Origin of the sequence: Mycobacterium noviomagense (genome assembly GCF_010731635.1) — a bacterium.
GTDB lineage: Bacteria > Actinomycetota > Actinomycetes > Mycobacteriales > Mycobacteriaceae > Mycobacterium > Mycobacterium noviomagense.
In genome coordinates this window covers 1797450-1810606 of record NZ_AP022583.1, presented here as the reverse complement: position 1 = coordinate 1810606, position 13157 = coordinate 1797450, and the positions used below count along the sequence as shown (strand labels likewise).

The following is a 13157-nucleotide window of genomic DNA, read 5'->3' as shown; positions in this document are numbered from 1 at the left end:
TCAGGCCCCGCCGCGAGTAGCGTCCAACGGCCAGTGTGTGATAGACGATATGAATTGACGCTGGTCGGAGCGGTCGTGATACTGGCATCGTGCCGGGGCCGAGCAGTCGGGCGAAGTTGAGCGACAAGGCTCTCGTCGAATCGGTGTTGCGCGAACTGAGCGAGGCCGCCGACAAATGGGAAGCGCTCGTCGCGCAGGCCGAGACCGTCACCTACAGCGTCGACCTAGGCGACATCCATGCCGTCGCAAACTCCGACGGCCGACTGGTTGAGTTGACACTGCACCCGAATGTGATGAGCGGATATACCCACGGCGAGCTGGCCGACCGCTTGAACATGGCGATCGCGGCGCTGCGCGAAGAGGCGGAGGCCGAAAACCAGGCACGCTACGGGAACGGTGTCCAGTGACGGCGGACCCCCTGGTGCGTCATGCACTGGAGCTGCTGAGCCGTGGCCACGACCTGTATGGAGGTAGCCACACTCACGTGGACCTGCAGACACCGGAAGGTCTGCGCGAGCAGCGGCTGCCCGCCGGGGCGCGGTCAGCGCTGCCACAGACTTTCCGGATGGCTGACGTACTGCGACGCAGCGCCGCGCAGGATGCCGAGCTCGCCACAGTCTTGGCCGACGCCCATGCCGACCACATCCGGGGACGGCGCGCGACACGCGCGGTCCTCGAAGACGCACACGGAGACGCGATGCCAGCGGCGGACACGCCCTTGGGGCGTCGAGAAGCACTGCGCCGCATGGCCGCTCGCCTGCAGATGCAGCGACACCACATCCGCCGATCGCGCCACGGGGCGCTGCTGCTGTCGCGACGGCTACGCCGCCTGGGGTACCTGAGCCACACCGAGGCGAGCCGTCGGACGTCGCAGGCGGCGGCCATCCCGCTCAGCGCCGTCCGATACCAGAGGTCGTTTCCCGCCGGGCATATCAGAGCACGCATCGCCGAGGCGCTCGATCACATGGGAATCACCGATCCTGCGGCTCGGCGCAATTGGCTACGCGGCTACGAGACGCTGATCGCCAGAGAATCGGGAGGGCGGCCATCCGCCGTCGCGTCCGAGCCGGCCACTGCAGCCGGGCCCCGCCAATCGGATGGGCACGCTCTCGGCTATGCACGCGGTATCACACAAACCATCCCGGCGACCTTCGCGCGCTATCACCAACCCGGCACCTCGACCAATATCTATGACCCCGTCGCGAACATCTGCGCGTCGATGAACTATGTAATGCATCGCTACGGCGTCGCCGCGAACGGCGAGAACTTGGTTGCGCTGGTCCAGCAGGCGGACGCACGTAGACCGCCGAGAGGATATTGACCATGCCCCTCAACTTGTCCAACCGCGACCAGAATTCGGGTCACCTGTTCTACAACCGCCGACTGCGCGCGGCGATCACCCGATTTTCGGTCCGCATGAAGCATGACGACCGCAAACAACAAGCGGCCGTGGCGCTGTCGATCGTGTTCGTGCTCATCGGGCTTGGCTGGATGGCGTTGCTGCACATTTGGAAACCTGCCGGGCTGGTCGGCCAGTCGGCGATCGTCGGAAACCGCGACACCGGCGCGGTGTACGCCAAGATCGATGGGCGCCTTTACCCCGCGCTCAACCTGACCTCCGCGCGGCTAGCGGTGGGCAGCGCCGCTGCACCGGCCTGGGTCAAGGCCAGCGAAATCGCCAAATATCCGACCGGGCCGATAATCGGCATCCCCGGTATACCGGATAGCCTCGCGGTCACTGCGAGTACGGTCTCAGCGTGGTCGGTCTGCGACACCGCCCCGACCCGGGGAACCCAGGCGCCTCCAGTGGTGACGTCGATTGCCGGCGAGCTGTCGCCTTTCGGCCGCGCCGCTCCCATGCGCCCGACGCAGGCCGTCCTCGCGACCCACAAGGGCGCGACGTATGTGATCTGGGGCGGACACCGCTCCCGCATCGAACCCACCGACCGATCGGTGACGTTCAACCTGGGCCTCGACCCCGGAGTAACGCGTCCGATCGAGATCTCCAACGCGCTGTATGACGCTATGCCGTCGACGGAACCGCTTGTGGTGCCGCCGATCCCGGAAGCCGGCACACCATCGCGATGGCTGCCCGGCTCAACCGTGGGCAGTGTGCTGCAAACCCGTGACGCCGCAGGCGCGGTCACCGGCTTCTACGCGCTCCTTCCGGACGGCGTGCAGAAGATCACCAGCTTCGTCGCCGAACTGCTGCGCACCGCGAATCCGGCCGGTTCAGCGACACCGACGTTGGTCACGCCGGACAAGCTGATCCACATCCCTACCGTCGACGTGCTGAACGTCGACTACTACCCGTCCGGGAAGCTGGATTTCATCGATACCTCAGCCAATCCGGTGACCTGCGTGGCTTGGCAGAAACAATCGAGCGACCCGCAAGCGAGTATCACGATCTTCAGTGGCCGCGGTCTGCCGGTGCCGATCAGCATGGACTCTCGGTTGGTGCATCTGGTGCGCAATGACCGCAACCCGGAGTCCGTGGAGGCTGACCAGGCGCTGCTGTTGCCGGGCGCGGCCAACTTCGTGGCCACCACGAGCGGTGTCGCCACGTCCGAAAGCCGCGAAAGCCTGTACTGGCTGTCGCCGCAGGGTGTTCGGTACGGGATCCAGTCGGACAACCGGACCTTGCAGGCGCTGGGCCTTGACCCTCGCAGCGCCCTGCAAGCACCGTGGCCGATAGTGCGTACCTTTGCCGCAGGGCCGGCGATCAGCCGTGAGAGTGCGCTTTTGGCGCGTGACACCATCGTGGGCAGCGGCGCGGTGGCACCCATCCCCGAGGCCAACCAGCAAGCAGGAGGTTAGGCATGTCGAAACGCGGTTTCGTGCGAGCCTCACGCAAATCACCGCCGGCCGTTCCGCCCGTGCGAGTGGCGGTCGCGCCGCCACTGGCGTTACCGGAACGCGAGCCACGCAACATCCTGATGATGATCGCCGTGCCGGCACTGCTGGTGGGCATCATCGGCACGCTGGTGGTGATGTACACCTCCGGCGTGCGTTCGCTGCAGTCGGGGTTCTTCCCGATGATGGGTCTGTTCGGGTTCGGCGCCCTCATGTTCAGCGGACGCTTCGGGCGCGGACGCCGCATCTCGTGGGGCGAGCAGGAAAAGCAGCGGCGCGTCTATTTGCGCCAGCTCGACGACGACCGCGAAGAAGTACAGCGCGCTGCCCAGGAGCAGAAACGTAGTCAGCTTTTTGTCCACAGTGATCCGCAGAAGCTCGACACCGTCATCGGTGGTCCGCGGATGTGGGAACGTCGCCCCAACGACGCCGATTTCCTCGACGTGCGGCTGGGTATCGGCATCCAGCAAGCCAGCGACTCGGCCGTGTCGCTGCAGTGGCCCGAGGTTCCGATCGGTGAGGAGCTGGAGCCGGTAACCGGCGGCGCGCTAAGGGATTTCATTCTGGAGCAAAGCAAGATCCGCGGGATCGGCAAGGTGCTGAGCCTGCGGTCAAAGCCGGGGTTCAGCTTCATCGGCCAAGACCCGGGCGAACTACATAGCTTCGCGCGGGCGATCTTGTGCTCTCTGGCCGTCTATCACAGCCCGAACGACGTCAAGCTCATGGTGGTCACGCGCCACCCCGAGCAGTGGTCGTGGCTGGTGTGGTTGCCGCACAACCATCACGACGAGATGTTCGACGCCTGCGGCCTGCGCCGGCTGGTCTTCGCTTCGCCCACCGAATTGGAAGAAGCGCTCGACGCCGAGTTGCACCGCAAGGGCCGTGGGCCCTGGTCCCCGCCGGTCGGCACCAGCCCGACATCGATGCCCTCGCCGATGGAGTCGCAGGGACTGCCGTTGGGGCCCCACTGGGTGATCGTCGACGACAACACCGGCACCCCCGAGCAGTGGGAAGGTGTCACCGGCCAGAAGGGAATGGCCGGTATCACCGTGCTGCGGTTGGCGACCCGGCCCGGCGTCGGTGTCGGTTTCGCCGACGAGGATCAGCGGTTCCAACTGCGGGAAGGCCGGCTCTACCACCGCGACGCGTTCTATGCGGTGGCTGACATGCTCGCTGAAAGCACTGCCGACCGGTATGCGCGGGCGCTGGCGCGTTGGTCACCGATGAGCGCCAGCGAGCTATCCGAAACCGACAGCCAGGCCGGGGAATTACTGCGGGCGCTCGGGATCAGCGATCCGCGCCAGCTCGACGTCGACCGGCTGTGGGCCGACAGCCGTGGACGCGGTGACCCGAAATGGGCGATGGTGCCGGTGGGAATCAAGCCCGGCGGCGAGCTGCAGTACATCATCTTCCGAGCAAAAGACTTCGGCGGCTACGGTTTTCACTCGGTGGTGATCGGGACGTCGGGTTCGGGTAAGTCGGAGTTCTTCCTGTCGTTGTGCAACGGGATCGCGCTGACCCATTCACCCGAGACGTTCATCGTCATCTTCGTCGACATGAAGTTCGAGTCCGCAGCCCAGGACCTGGAGGGACTGCCGCACGTCGCCGGTTCGCTGTCCAACCTGGGCAAGGACGACCGGCACCTTGCCGAGCGGATGCGCAAAGCGATCAACGGTGAAATCGCCAGGCGCTACCGGCTTTTCAAAGAGGCCGGCGCCCGCGATGCCAACGAGTACGAGGAGATGCGGCTCGCCGGACGGGATTTGGAGCCTGTTCCGGTGCTGCTGGTCATTATCGACGAGTACCTGGAACTCTTCCACCACCACCCGGAGTGGATCCAGTTGGTCATCCACATCGGACAGGAAGGACGTGGCTGCAACGTGTTCTTCACGTTGGGCGGTCAGCGATTGGACTTGTCGTCACTGAGCAAGGTCAAGAGCAACATCGCATTCCGGGTGGCGCTGCGCGCCGAGACCGCCGAAGACTCCCGCGACGTGATCGGCAGCGACGCCGCCCTGCATCTGCCTGCGCGAGAAAACGGCTACGCGCTGCTCAAGGTCGGTCCGCGCGACCTGGAACCCTTCCGGTGTTTCTACCTGTCGGCGCCATTCGTGTTGCCGAAGAAGAGCAAGAAGGTCGACAAAACAGTCGACGTGAGCTTCTCCCGGCCTCGCCCGCTCACGTGGGAATACCAGCCGTTGAGCCCCGAGGACACCGCGGCTTTGGCCCATGCTGACGAACCTGAGGAACCCGACGAATTCTTGTTCCACCCTGACGGTTTCAAGAAGAAGAAGATCCTCGACGTCATCCGCGAGTCGCTCGTTTCGCATCCGGCTCGACTGCCGCACCAGATCTGGCTGCCCCCGCTTGAAGTCAGCGAGCCGATCGACGCGTTGGTGGCGTACTGGCGGGGCAAGCCCTGGCATGTCGACTACGGGCAGAACCCAGGACTGATCTTCCCGGTCGGAATGGTCGACATTCCGGAGGAGCATTCCCAGCGTGTGCACGTCATCGACGCCGAGATGGACAACATCATGGTGGTGGCCACCGCCCAGCGCGGCAAGTCCACCACGTTGATGACGCTGATGACGTCTGCGGCGTTGATGTATCGCCCTGAGCGGGTGACGTTCTTCTGCATCGGAGCGGCGCTGTATCCGGTGGAGGATCTTCCCCATGTGGCCGGGGTGGTCAGCCTGAACGACACCGAAGGCGTATCCCGGACGATAGCCACGATCGAGGGATTGATTCGCGCGCGCGAAGCATCGTTCAAGCACTACCAGATCGACATCTCCGAGTTCCGGGAACGGCGCTTCGGGGCTGCCGGCGGCGGCGGCACCGACCCTGCGGACAAATTCGGTGACGTTTTCCTGGTCATCGACAACTACGGCGACCTCTACGAAAAGGACCCGGGCATCGGTGATCGTGCGATCGCCATCGCCCGCCAGGGGCTGTCCTACGGGGTGCACGTGATCACCAGCGCCAACGCCTGGTTCGTCGGGCAGAAGCAAGGGATGATCACCGTCTCCAACGCGCGCATCCAGCTGCGGCTGAGCAACCCCGACGAAACGCAGATGGGTACGTCGCCCGAATTGCGCAAGGCGGCCCGAAACACGTTGGACCGCCCCGGATTCGGGCTCACCCGCGACGGCCACGAGCTGCTCGTTGGAGTGCCTGAGATCGTCGGGACCAAAGGCGAGCTCGTCGCAACCCGCCAAATCGGCCAGCTCATCGCCGAAGTCACCGGAGCCGGCAAAGTGGAGCGGCTCTCGCGGCTACCGGAGCGGGTGGCCCTGCGCCAGATCATCGAGGCGTATGAGCGGTCCGCGGGCGCGGCCGACCCACTCAACATCCCGTTCGCCATCGGCGAGAGCGCCCTGCAGCCGGTGGCGCTGCCGGCCCGCGTGGTGCCCAACATGCTGGTGATGGGCCGCCAACTGTGCGGGAAGACGACGGCGCTGGCGGCCTTCGGCCAGGCGATCATCGGTCGGTTCACTCCCGAACAAGCCCAGATCACCATCATCGACCCGAAGACCACGCTCATCGGCAAGGTCCGCGGGCCGCATGTGCGGGCCTATGCCTACACCACTGATGACATCGACACCGTGGTCAGCGAGCTAGCGGAGTTGCTGCGTGATCGCCTGCCACCGTCGGGGCTGAGCCAGGAAGAGCTACTAAATCGCAAACCCTGGGAAGGCGCGCACCACTTTGTCCTGATCGACGACGAGCAGGAGCTGCGGCCCCACAACCAGGTCGTCAAGCCGGCAGCAACCGCGCCTCTGTGGCCATTCATTGAACGCAGCCGCGAGGTCGGTCTGCACGTCATCGCCGCGCGCCTGCCCGGCAACTGGGCGTCGCAGGTGGTGATGAATCCATTCCTGCAGAAGCTGACCGGGTCCCGCTCACCCACGTTGTACATGGACAACGACCCGGGCAACGTGAAGGTCTACGGAAGGGTCAACGCCCAACAACTTCCACCCGGGCGTGGCCTGCTGGTGACGACCGACGGAGAAATCGAAGGAGTGCTGATCGGTTCGCCCGAGCAATACGACTAATTAACCGTAAACACGTTGCGCTGGCTTGTCCTACGATGCGATGCATGGGTGATGAAATGCACGTCATTCCCGATGAACTGCGCGGAGTCGGCGCCGGCTGGCACATGGAGGCTTTCGAGCTGCACGCCGCGCCGCCGTCGCTGGACCCGGCTGGCGGTTGGCCGACCATGATCGCCGCCGCCGGCGTGACCGGGGCGGCTCAGGCGGCCACGGCGGACCTGCACACCCGCATCACAACCACCGCCGGGGCGACGCAGGTCGCGGCAACCGTCTACCAAGCTGCAGATTCAGACGCAGCGGACACCGTCAAAGAAGTGATCACTACGGTCACCGATACGGTCAGGAAGAACACGTGATCCCCACCCAATCGGCGCTGCGCGCCTATGACGTGTCTCATCTGACCGAGCACGCTACCCACTGGCGCGAACTCGCCGAGCGCCGTAGATCGGTCGTGGGTGCGATCAATGCTCAAGCTAAGTCGCTCGACTGGCAAGGCCAAGGCGACGAGGCGATGAAAGCGGCGATGGCCCAGCATCTTTCGACAGCGGACGACGAGGCCGAGCTACTGGACGCCGCGGCCCAGACCGCCGAGGGCGGCGCCAGCGTACTGCACCAACAGCAGCACTCAATCCTGTCATCGGTTGACCAAGCACGGCAGTCTGGGTTTGCGGTGGGCGAGGATTGGTCGGTCACCGACGCCATGTATCGGCCTGGCTCGATGGGATGGTATGCCCGCCAGCCCACCGCTCAAGCCGTCGCCGCCGACCTACGCACCCAGGTGACCACCTTCACCGGACAGGAGTACCAGACTGCCACCGACGTGGCCCAAGCTGCCGGCGACTTAGGTGGCGAAGGCGCCGTGCATGGTCACATCCAGGCTGTGGGTAATCAGTTCAAGACCGATGGGCCTACGCCGTCGCCGCAGCCGAACCCCGCGCCCCAGATACCGACCACCGGCGAAATGGAACGCGGCTTGGCGAGCCGTGTCCTGGAGGGAGCCGTGATCGGCGGTTTAGCCGGAATCCCGGAAGGCGGAGTCGGAGTGATCCCGGGAATGATCATCGGTGGTGGACTCGGCGGTATCGAGTGGTTCATCGAGCAGACACAGAAGTGAGCACCATGACCGATCAACTAATGCGCGTATGGCGGTCAGCACTGCGCTGGCCCTACACCAAACAGGGAATGATCGTCCTGGGCTGCGTGGTCCTCGGCATCGGGGTTCTCGGGGTGTATGAGTTCGTGAACGCGGGCGGAGCGATATTTATCGTGTGCTCGGTAATCCTATTCGTCCTGGTGATTCGCGAATGGGTGAGGCTGTACCGGCACCGAAACGAGCCAGACTGGCCCCGCCCACCGGCGTGGGTGTCCCGAAACGAGCCACAGCCGGGCAGCGTCGACAAGCTGAGTTAGCGCAATCTGCCCATGACGATCTACGTGGCGCTCGCGCTGGCTGCTGAGGTGATCGGCCGGCTCATCGGCCGCAGCGCAATTATTGCCGCGCGGCGGGGCGCAGTCAACCCAGAGCAGGCAGCACGCAGACGATACGCCGTGTTGTTCGCCTTTCCAGTTTTCGCGGCGGGCTCTTGAGTCATGCGATCGACTCCAAGAGGCGCCGGTACGTCAACCGTGCAGTGGTGGCGATCATGATTGCCGGCGGGACGTCCGACTGCATCAGCGCTTGGCGTAAGTGGGAGCGCACATGACGTACGGGCCCAACGGTGACGAAATAAAATCGGCGCTACCCGAACTGCCCTCGGGCATGCGTTGGGTGGTTCTGGTGGATAAGCGCCAAATCGCTGTATTGCTAATGGAAAACGAAATACCAGTTGCTTCCGCAACCGAAACCTTGGATCGGCACGTTGAAATCGACTATGAACACCAGCCGGTCGACGCGGTGGAACAAGTTTGCAAGCGCCTAGCCCAACAGGTGTCGCATCAGTGGGGTTTCCTTCACGTTCTCAAACAGAAGCTCGGGCCGGACGTCGACGTGCGAATGCGGCTCGTGGACTGGAACCAACCACACACGCCGCCCCACGCATAAAGCGACGACGGGATAATCGAGTTGCGCCTACCGCTCAGCAGCTTTACCAAAGTCTGCCCAGGACCGGACCAACGAAACCGCGCGCGAGAAAGTACGCGAGGGCTAATTCTGGCCAGCGCGGTGTGCGGTTCACCGGCGAGCTGGGGATGCGCGCAGCCTGCGCCGAGAAGATCCTGACGTTGCCTCGTTCGCGTTGGTGGTCAACGGTTTCCGTCGATGGCAGCGAAATTTGTGAGACCGGCCGAGGTGGCCGAGAGCACTGATCTGGTCAAACTGCCGAAGTAGCCGGCTGGCACCCGGATGCTGGTGCGCCGCGAACAACCACACCCGGGTGCGCAGCTGCGCTTCACCGACCTCGAAGGCTCGCTCACAGGTGTTTATCACCGACCTGCCCCCGCGGACCTGGCTTACGTGGAGGCGCTTTACACGGCCCGGCCGCACGGAATGCTGGATCCGCAACATGAAAACACCGGCTGGCTAACCTGACCTCCCACGACTTCGTCACCGACAGCTCGGCTACCTGACACCGGCCGAGTACGAAGGCGACCTCATCCCCGCCTCGGAACCTGCGAGCCAGCCAACCCCGGCTCTCACAACCGAATATGAACTGAATCTGGTGTAGTTCATCCACCATCCGCCCGCCGCACAATACAAGCCTCCCCACCGTGGTCAGCGACGGCGACTGCACACCCACAATCCACACCGGTATCCCAGCTGGTGATCAGGTCCGCTACAACGTCGCACGCAGCCTAGACGAAAAATGCGCACTAGCTGAATTGCGCCGAGGGCTCGGCTGCCGCAGAATGCGTGTCAACGGGTCCGTGGCAATACCCTAGGCTCGGATCACTCCGCAGAATTGCCTGCTGGAAAACAGAGGAGTAGAGATGACCGGATTCCTGAGCGTGAATCCCGAGGCTGTCACCCTGTCGTCCCTCACCGAGACGGTGATCAGCGGCGACATCGCCGCCAACAACGCGGCGGGGGCTGCCGCGCTCACCGGGACGGTGCCCATGGTCCCCACGTCGGACGACGCGGCGTTCACGTCGACGCTGAACGGAGCCGGCGCTGCCTATCTGGGTTCGGTTGCCGAGCATGTCGGCCAGCGCGCCGCCTACGCCGGCGCCCAGAATCTGTCTTCGATCAGCTACGTGGTGCGCGAACTGCTGAGCTCTGTCAACATCTCGCAGATCATTTAACGAGGCAATATGCCCGATCCGCTGTGGTTCGGTCCGCCGGAAAGTGTTGCTGCACTGCTGGAAACCAGCGATCCGTCGACCATTCTCGCCAATATCGCGGCCTGGCTGAGCGAGGCAATCAGCCATGAATTGTCGATGGGCGTCTCGGTGGCCAACATCGCGGCGACGATGGAGCAGTGGATAGGCCTCGGTGGTGTCGGCTCCGCGTTGAAGGGCAGCGAGCTCAACTTCGCCGGATTGGCGCCGATGATGGCGCACTGTCTCAAGCACGTCTCGATCGGCCAAGCCGCCGTAGAAGCCAACACGATTGCCAGGTCTTCCGTTATCCCCGCGGCGCTTTGCCAGTCCAATCGCGACGAGACCGCCACGTTGTACGCCACGAACTTCTGCGGCTGCAACACTCCGGCGATTGCCGCCCTCGAAGACCAGTACTACATGCACTTCTGGCCGCAGAACTCAAGCGCGGGTTTGGCCTATGCCAGCACGCTGGCCACGCTGATGGGAGCAATAGCGGGCACTCCCCCGCCGATCACGCCGATGGGGGCGTCGCCGGCCGCCGCGGCGGCCCCGGCGGAGTCCGCCGGCGAAGCCGTGGCGAGCAACGCAGGAGGGCTGCCCTCATTGCCGAGCGAGGCGGCGGGAACCGCTGGGTCGACGGCATCACCAATGGAGTCGGTGAGTCAGTTCCTGGGCCCGATGCAGTCAGTGATGTCGAGCGTGCCGCAGGCAGCACAATCGTTCGCCCAGGGCCCCACGCAGTTCTTGCAGTCCGGGATGCAGAGTTTCACGAGCCCCATGCAAAGCCTGATGGGCATGTTCCCGGGGATGATGTCAGGGCAAGGCGCAGCGGCAGTCGAACCGCTGGCCGCGGCCGCTGAGCCGATAGCCGCCGGTGGTGGCGGCGCCGCCAGCCTCGGTTCCGGCGCGGCCGGCGGCGTCGGCGGTGTCGGCTACTCCGGTGCCGGGTTGACCAGCTTCACGCGGCCGGCCAGCACCTTCGAGCCCGAGCTCGGTGGGCGCCCGACAGGGCTCAAGGCAGGCGGTTTGCTCAGTGCCGCCGAGGTGAGCGGCCCCACCACTGCGGCGCCCACCGGCGGCGGGGCGATGCCGGTATCCCCCGCCGCTGCCGGGATGTTGGGTCGCGAGAACGGCGAGTCGGACAAGGACAAGGTCACCCATGCACGGATCGTCGTCGAGCGTGACAGGCAAGACGCTTAGTCCGGCGCCCGCTAACTGGCTAAGTCGATCCAAGAATCGCCTGGCCTCTATCCAGGCGCAATGCTTTATCCGAAGTGAATCAGCTAACGGGTGTATGGTCCAGCGCCTACGCCCGAAATGGTGAAGTGACAGCCAGCGTGAAGCCAGTACACTCAGTGCAATGCTCCGGAGACCCGGGCCAATCCAGCTAACAAAAGGGAGAAGCAAATGGCGGGAAATATGCAGGTTGGAATCGAGGCAGTAGAGGCCATGATTCAAAAGGCCGACTCGCTTCTGGCAGAAGCACAGGCGCTCGGCGGCCAGTACATCGCCCACTCGGAGAACATCATCAACGCCGGGTGGTCCGGCCAGGCCTGCGTCACCTCGCACGCGACCGCGGTGCAGGTTAAGCACGATCTCGACCAGGCCCTCGCCGCCAGCCTTGAACTGCACGAGCAGCTGAATCGCGCCAAGGCCCAATACCTGGCCCAGCAAGCCGACTCCAGCCACGACCTCGCCGCCATCCACCCCGGCTCAAGCCCGTCGCAGATGTAGTTCGCGCCGTTCGATCCGGTATTCAATCCCCCTAAGCCATATTTGAAATAAGGAGAACCGATGGAAATCTCGTACAACTACGGTGCCGGCGCGGACTTGTCGCACGCCATGGCTACGCAGGCCGCGATGCTCAGCCAGCACGCACACGAGCTGATGCAAGCCGGCACCGTTTTGGTGTCCGAGCAGCTCCAAGGGCAAGGTGGTGACGCTTACCTGGACAGCCTTCGGCGGCTGACCAGCGCGGTGTCTGACATCGGCGACACCATCCAGCGGCACAGCGCAGCGGTAACCTCGTCCTTCGGCAGCGCACACGACACCGATTCGATGGCTGCCCAAATGCTGGGCCTGTAGGTCTCGCACATAGCCGACCGCGGGGCGCACGCGCGAATGTGCGCCCCGCGTTTCGGCTTGGAGGACAGACGTGTTGACCACGACCGTTGACGGATTATGGGTGTTGCAGGTGCTCACCGGCATCGAGGTGGTGGCCCCCGAATTGGCCCTGCGGCCCATCTTGCCTCGGTTCGAGACGCCACACATGGCGTTGGCGCACCCAATCGCTGCGGAGCTGCGGGCAGCGGGCGTGATCGACGACGCCGGAACTGTCGACGCCACCGTCGTGGAATGGCTGACCGTTCTTGCCCGCCGCGACGTCGCGCTGCTGATCTACGTCCAGCGTCCTGACAAAGGGAACGCGTTCGACCGGGCAATTCTGGCACGTTTCGCCCAGTGGTGGGTCGTGATGGAGCGATCGGAAAACCTCGTTCGCATCAGCGGCGCCGGAACGTCCACTACCGAGTCGTCGGCCAACGAAGTCGTCATGGGCCAGATCGAGCGGTTGTGCGGAACGTCGGAACCGGCGCCGCTTCAACCGGTGACGGTGAACGTAGACCAGGTGATGGAGGGTGTCACCAACCAAGAAACGTTGCGGCGGCAGCTGATGACTCAAAGGCTGGACGGCGACCAACTTCAGATCTTGATGATGGCGGCCGACGTGCGGCGGTCGGCACGCGCCTTCGTGGTCGCAATCCAATCGGGGGTGGAGACAGGGCAACCCACTCGCAAACACATCGAGCAAAGCGTCGTCACCATCGCTGACACCCCGGAAGGGCGGTTGGTCGGCGAGCACATCTCATCGTCGGGCAAGAGATGGATGATCATCGGACCGGGCACCCCGGGCAGCATCGCTGATGCGATCAACCGGATGATGCGACGGCTCCCGGCGAATCAAGAATGGTTTTCGTACCGAAAGGTCGTGTAATCAAA

14 protein-coding genes and 1 pseudogene are annotated in these 13157 nt (G+C 64.3%); all 15 read left to right on the top strand.

Annotated features, from left to right (window positions below):
* Nucleotides 1–86: 86 nt before the first annotated feature.
* The 15 genes and pseudogenes from G6N15_RS08285 to G6N15_RS08220 all read left to right on the top strand — a co-directional run bounded on the left by G6N15_RS08285 (nucleotide 87) and on the right by G6N15_RS08220 (nucleotide 13152).
* Nucleotides 87–407, top strand: coding sequence for a DUF2710 family protein (locus G6N15_RS08285; protein WP_372506521.1), 321 nt, complete (start codon nucleotides 87–89; stop codon nucleotides 405–407).
* A complete protein-coding gene (locus G6N15_RS08280; RefSeq protein WP_083088168.1) occupies nucleotides 404–1321 on the top strand; it encodes a transglycosylase SLT domain-containing protein in 918 nt (305 codons plus the stop codon). Before G6N15_RS08285 ends, G6N15_RS08280 begins: the two co-directional genes overlap by 4 nt.
* Before the next feature lie 2 nt (nucleotides 1322–1323).
* Nucleotides 1324–2817: a type VII secretion protein EccB gene (gene eccB, locus G6N15_RS08275; RefSeq protein ID WP_083088169.1), complete on the top strand. Its 1494-nt coding sequence runs from the start codon at nucleotides 1324–1326 to the stop codon at nucleotides 2815–2817.
* A 2-nt stretch (nucleotides 2818–2819) separates the two neighbouring features.
* Complete coding sequence (eccCa, locus tag G6N15_RS08270; protein ID WP_083088170.1) at nucleotides 2820–6905, top strand: type VII secretion protein EccCa; 4086 nt, start codon at nucleotides 2820–2822, stop codon at nucleotides 6903–6905.
* 44 nt (nucleotides 6906–6949) lie between these two features.
* Nucleotides 6950–7261 (top strand): hypothetical protein, encoded by a 312-nt coding sequence (locus G6N15_RS08265; protein WP_232070375.1) that lies wholly within the window; start codon nucleotides 6950–6952, stop codon nucleotides 7259–7261.
* Nucleotides 7258–8019 (top strand): hypothetical protein, encoded by a 762-nt coding sequence (locus G6N15_RS22855; protein ID WP_083088172.1) that lies wholly within the window; start codon nucleotides 7258–7260, stop codon nucleotides 8017–8019. Before G6N15_RS08265 ends, G6N15_RS22855 begins: the two co-directional genes overlap by 4 nt.
* A 5-nt stretch (nucleotides 8020–8024) precedes the next feature.
* On the top strand, nucleotides 8025–8315 hold the full coding sequence (locus G6N15_RS08255) for a hypothetical protein (RefSeq protein WP_139797861.1): 291 nt from the start codon (nucleotides 8025–8027) through the stop codon (nucleotides 8313–8315).
* Nucleotides 8316–8327: 12 nt separating this feature from the next.
* On the top strand, nucleotides 8328–8492 hold the full coding sequence (locus G6N15_RS08250; protein WP_163747998.1) for a hypothetical protein: 165 nt from the start codon (nucleotides 8328–8330) through the stop codon (nucleotides 8490–8492).
* A 112-nt stretch (nucleotides 8493–8604) separates the two neighbouring features.
* Nucleotides 8605–8946, top strand: a complete 342-nt coding sequence (locus G6N15_RS08245) for a hypothetical protein (RefSeq protein ID WP_083088174.1) — start codon at nucleotides 8605–8607, stop codon at nucleotides 8944–8946.
* A gap of 240 nt (nucleotides 8947–9186) precedes the next feature.
* Nucleotides 9187–9343: pseudogene (locus tag G6N15_RS23770) on the top strand (IS1380 family transposase); the annotation flags it as partial.
* Between the two features lie 487 nt (nucleotides 9344–9830).
* The gene (locus G6N15_RS08240; protein WP_083088176.1) at nucleotides 9831–10142 is read left to right on the top strand and encodes a hypothetical protein; all 312 of its coding nucleotides are present in this window, start codon (nucleotides 9831–9833) and stop codon (nucleotides 10140–10142) included.
* 9 nt (nucleotides 10143–10151) lie between these two features.
* On the top strand, nucleotides 10152–11360 hold the full coding sequence (locus tag G6N15_RS08235; RefSeq protein WP_083088177.1) for a PPE domain-containing protein: 1209 nt from the start codon (nucleotides 10152–10154) through the stop codon (nucleotides 11358–11360).
* A gap of 219 nt (nucleotides 11361–11579) precedes the next feature.
* Nucleotides 11580–11894 (top strand): type VII secretion protein EsxD, encoded by a 315-nt coding sequence (locus tag G6N15_RS08230; protein ID WP_139797862.1) that lies wholly within the window; start codon nucleotides 11580–11582, stop codon nucleotides 11892–11894.
* Between the two features lie 60 nt (nucleotides 11895–11954).
* Nucleotides 11955–12245 carry a hypothetical protein gene (locus G6N15_RS08225; protein WP_083088179.1) on the top strand — a complete coding sequence of 97 codons (291 nt, stop codon included), beginning with the start codon at nucleotides 11955–11957 and terminating at the stop codon, nucleotides 12243–12245.
* Nucleotides 12246–12315: 70 nt separating this feature from the next.
* Nucleotides 12316–13152: an ESX secretion-associated protein EspG gene (locus G6N15_RS08220; RefSeq protein WP_083088180.1), complete on the top strand. Its 837-nt coding sequence runs from the start codon at nucleotides 12316–12318 to the stop codon at nucleotides 13150–13152.
* The last annotated feature ends 5 nt before the right edge of the window (nucleotides 13153–13157 follow it).

Coding starts and splice junctions, on each gene's coding strand:
- eccB (WP_083088169.1), top strand. CDS start 1,324: ATGCCCCTCAACTTGTCCAACCGCGACCAGAATTCGGGTCACCTGTTC.
- eccCa (WP_083088170.1), top strand. CDS start 2,820: ATGTCGAAACGCGGTTTCGTGCGAGCCTCACGCAAATCACCGCCGGCC.
- G6N15_RS08265 (WP_232070375.1), top strand. CDS start 6,950: ATGGGTGATGAAATGCACGTCATTCCCGATGAACTGCGCGGAGTCGGC.
- G6N15_RS08255 (WP_139797861.1), top strand. CDS start 8,025: ATGACCGATCAACTAATGCGCGTATGGCGGTCAGCACTGCGCTGGCCC.
- G6N15_RS08250 (WP_163747998.1), top strand. CDS start 8,328: ATGACGATCTACGTGGCGCTCGCGCTGGCTGCTGAGGTGATCGGCCGG.
- G6N15_RS08245 (WP_083088174.1), top strand. CDS start 8,605: ATGACGTACGGGCCCAACGGTGACGAAATAAAATCGGCGCTACCCGAA.
- G6N15_RS08240 (WP_083088176.1), top strand. CDS start 9,831: ATGACCGGATTCCTGAGCGTGAATCCCGAGGCTGTCACCCTGTCGTCC.
- G6N15_RS08235 (WP_083088177.1), top strand. CDS start 10,152: ATGCCCGATCCGCTGTGGTTCGGTCCGCCGGAAAGTGTTGCTGCACTG.
- G6N15_RS08230 (WP_139797862.1), top strand. CDS start 11,580: ATGCAGGTTGGAATCGAGGCAGTAGAGGCCATGATTCAAAAGGCCGAC.
- G6N15_RS08225 (WP_083088179.1), top strand. CDS start 11,955: ATGGAAATCTCGTACAACTACGGTGCCGGCGCGGACTTGTCGCACGCC.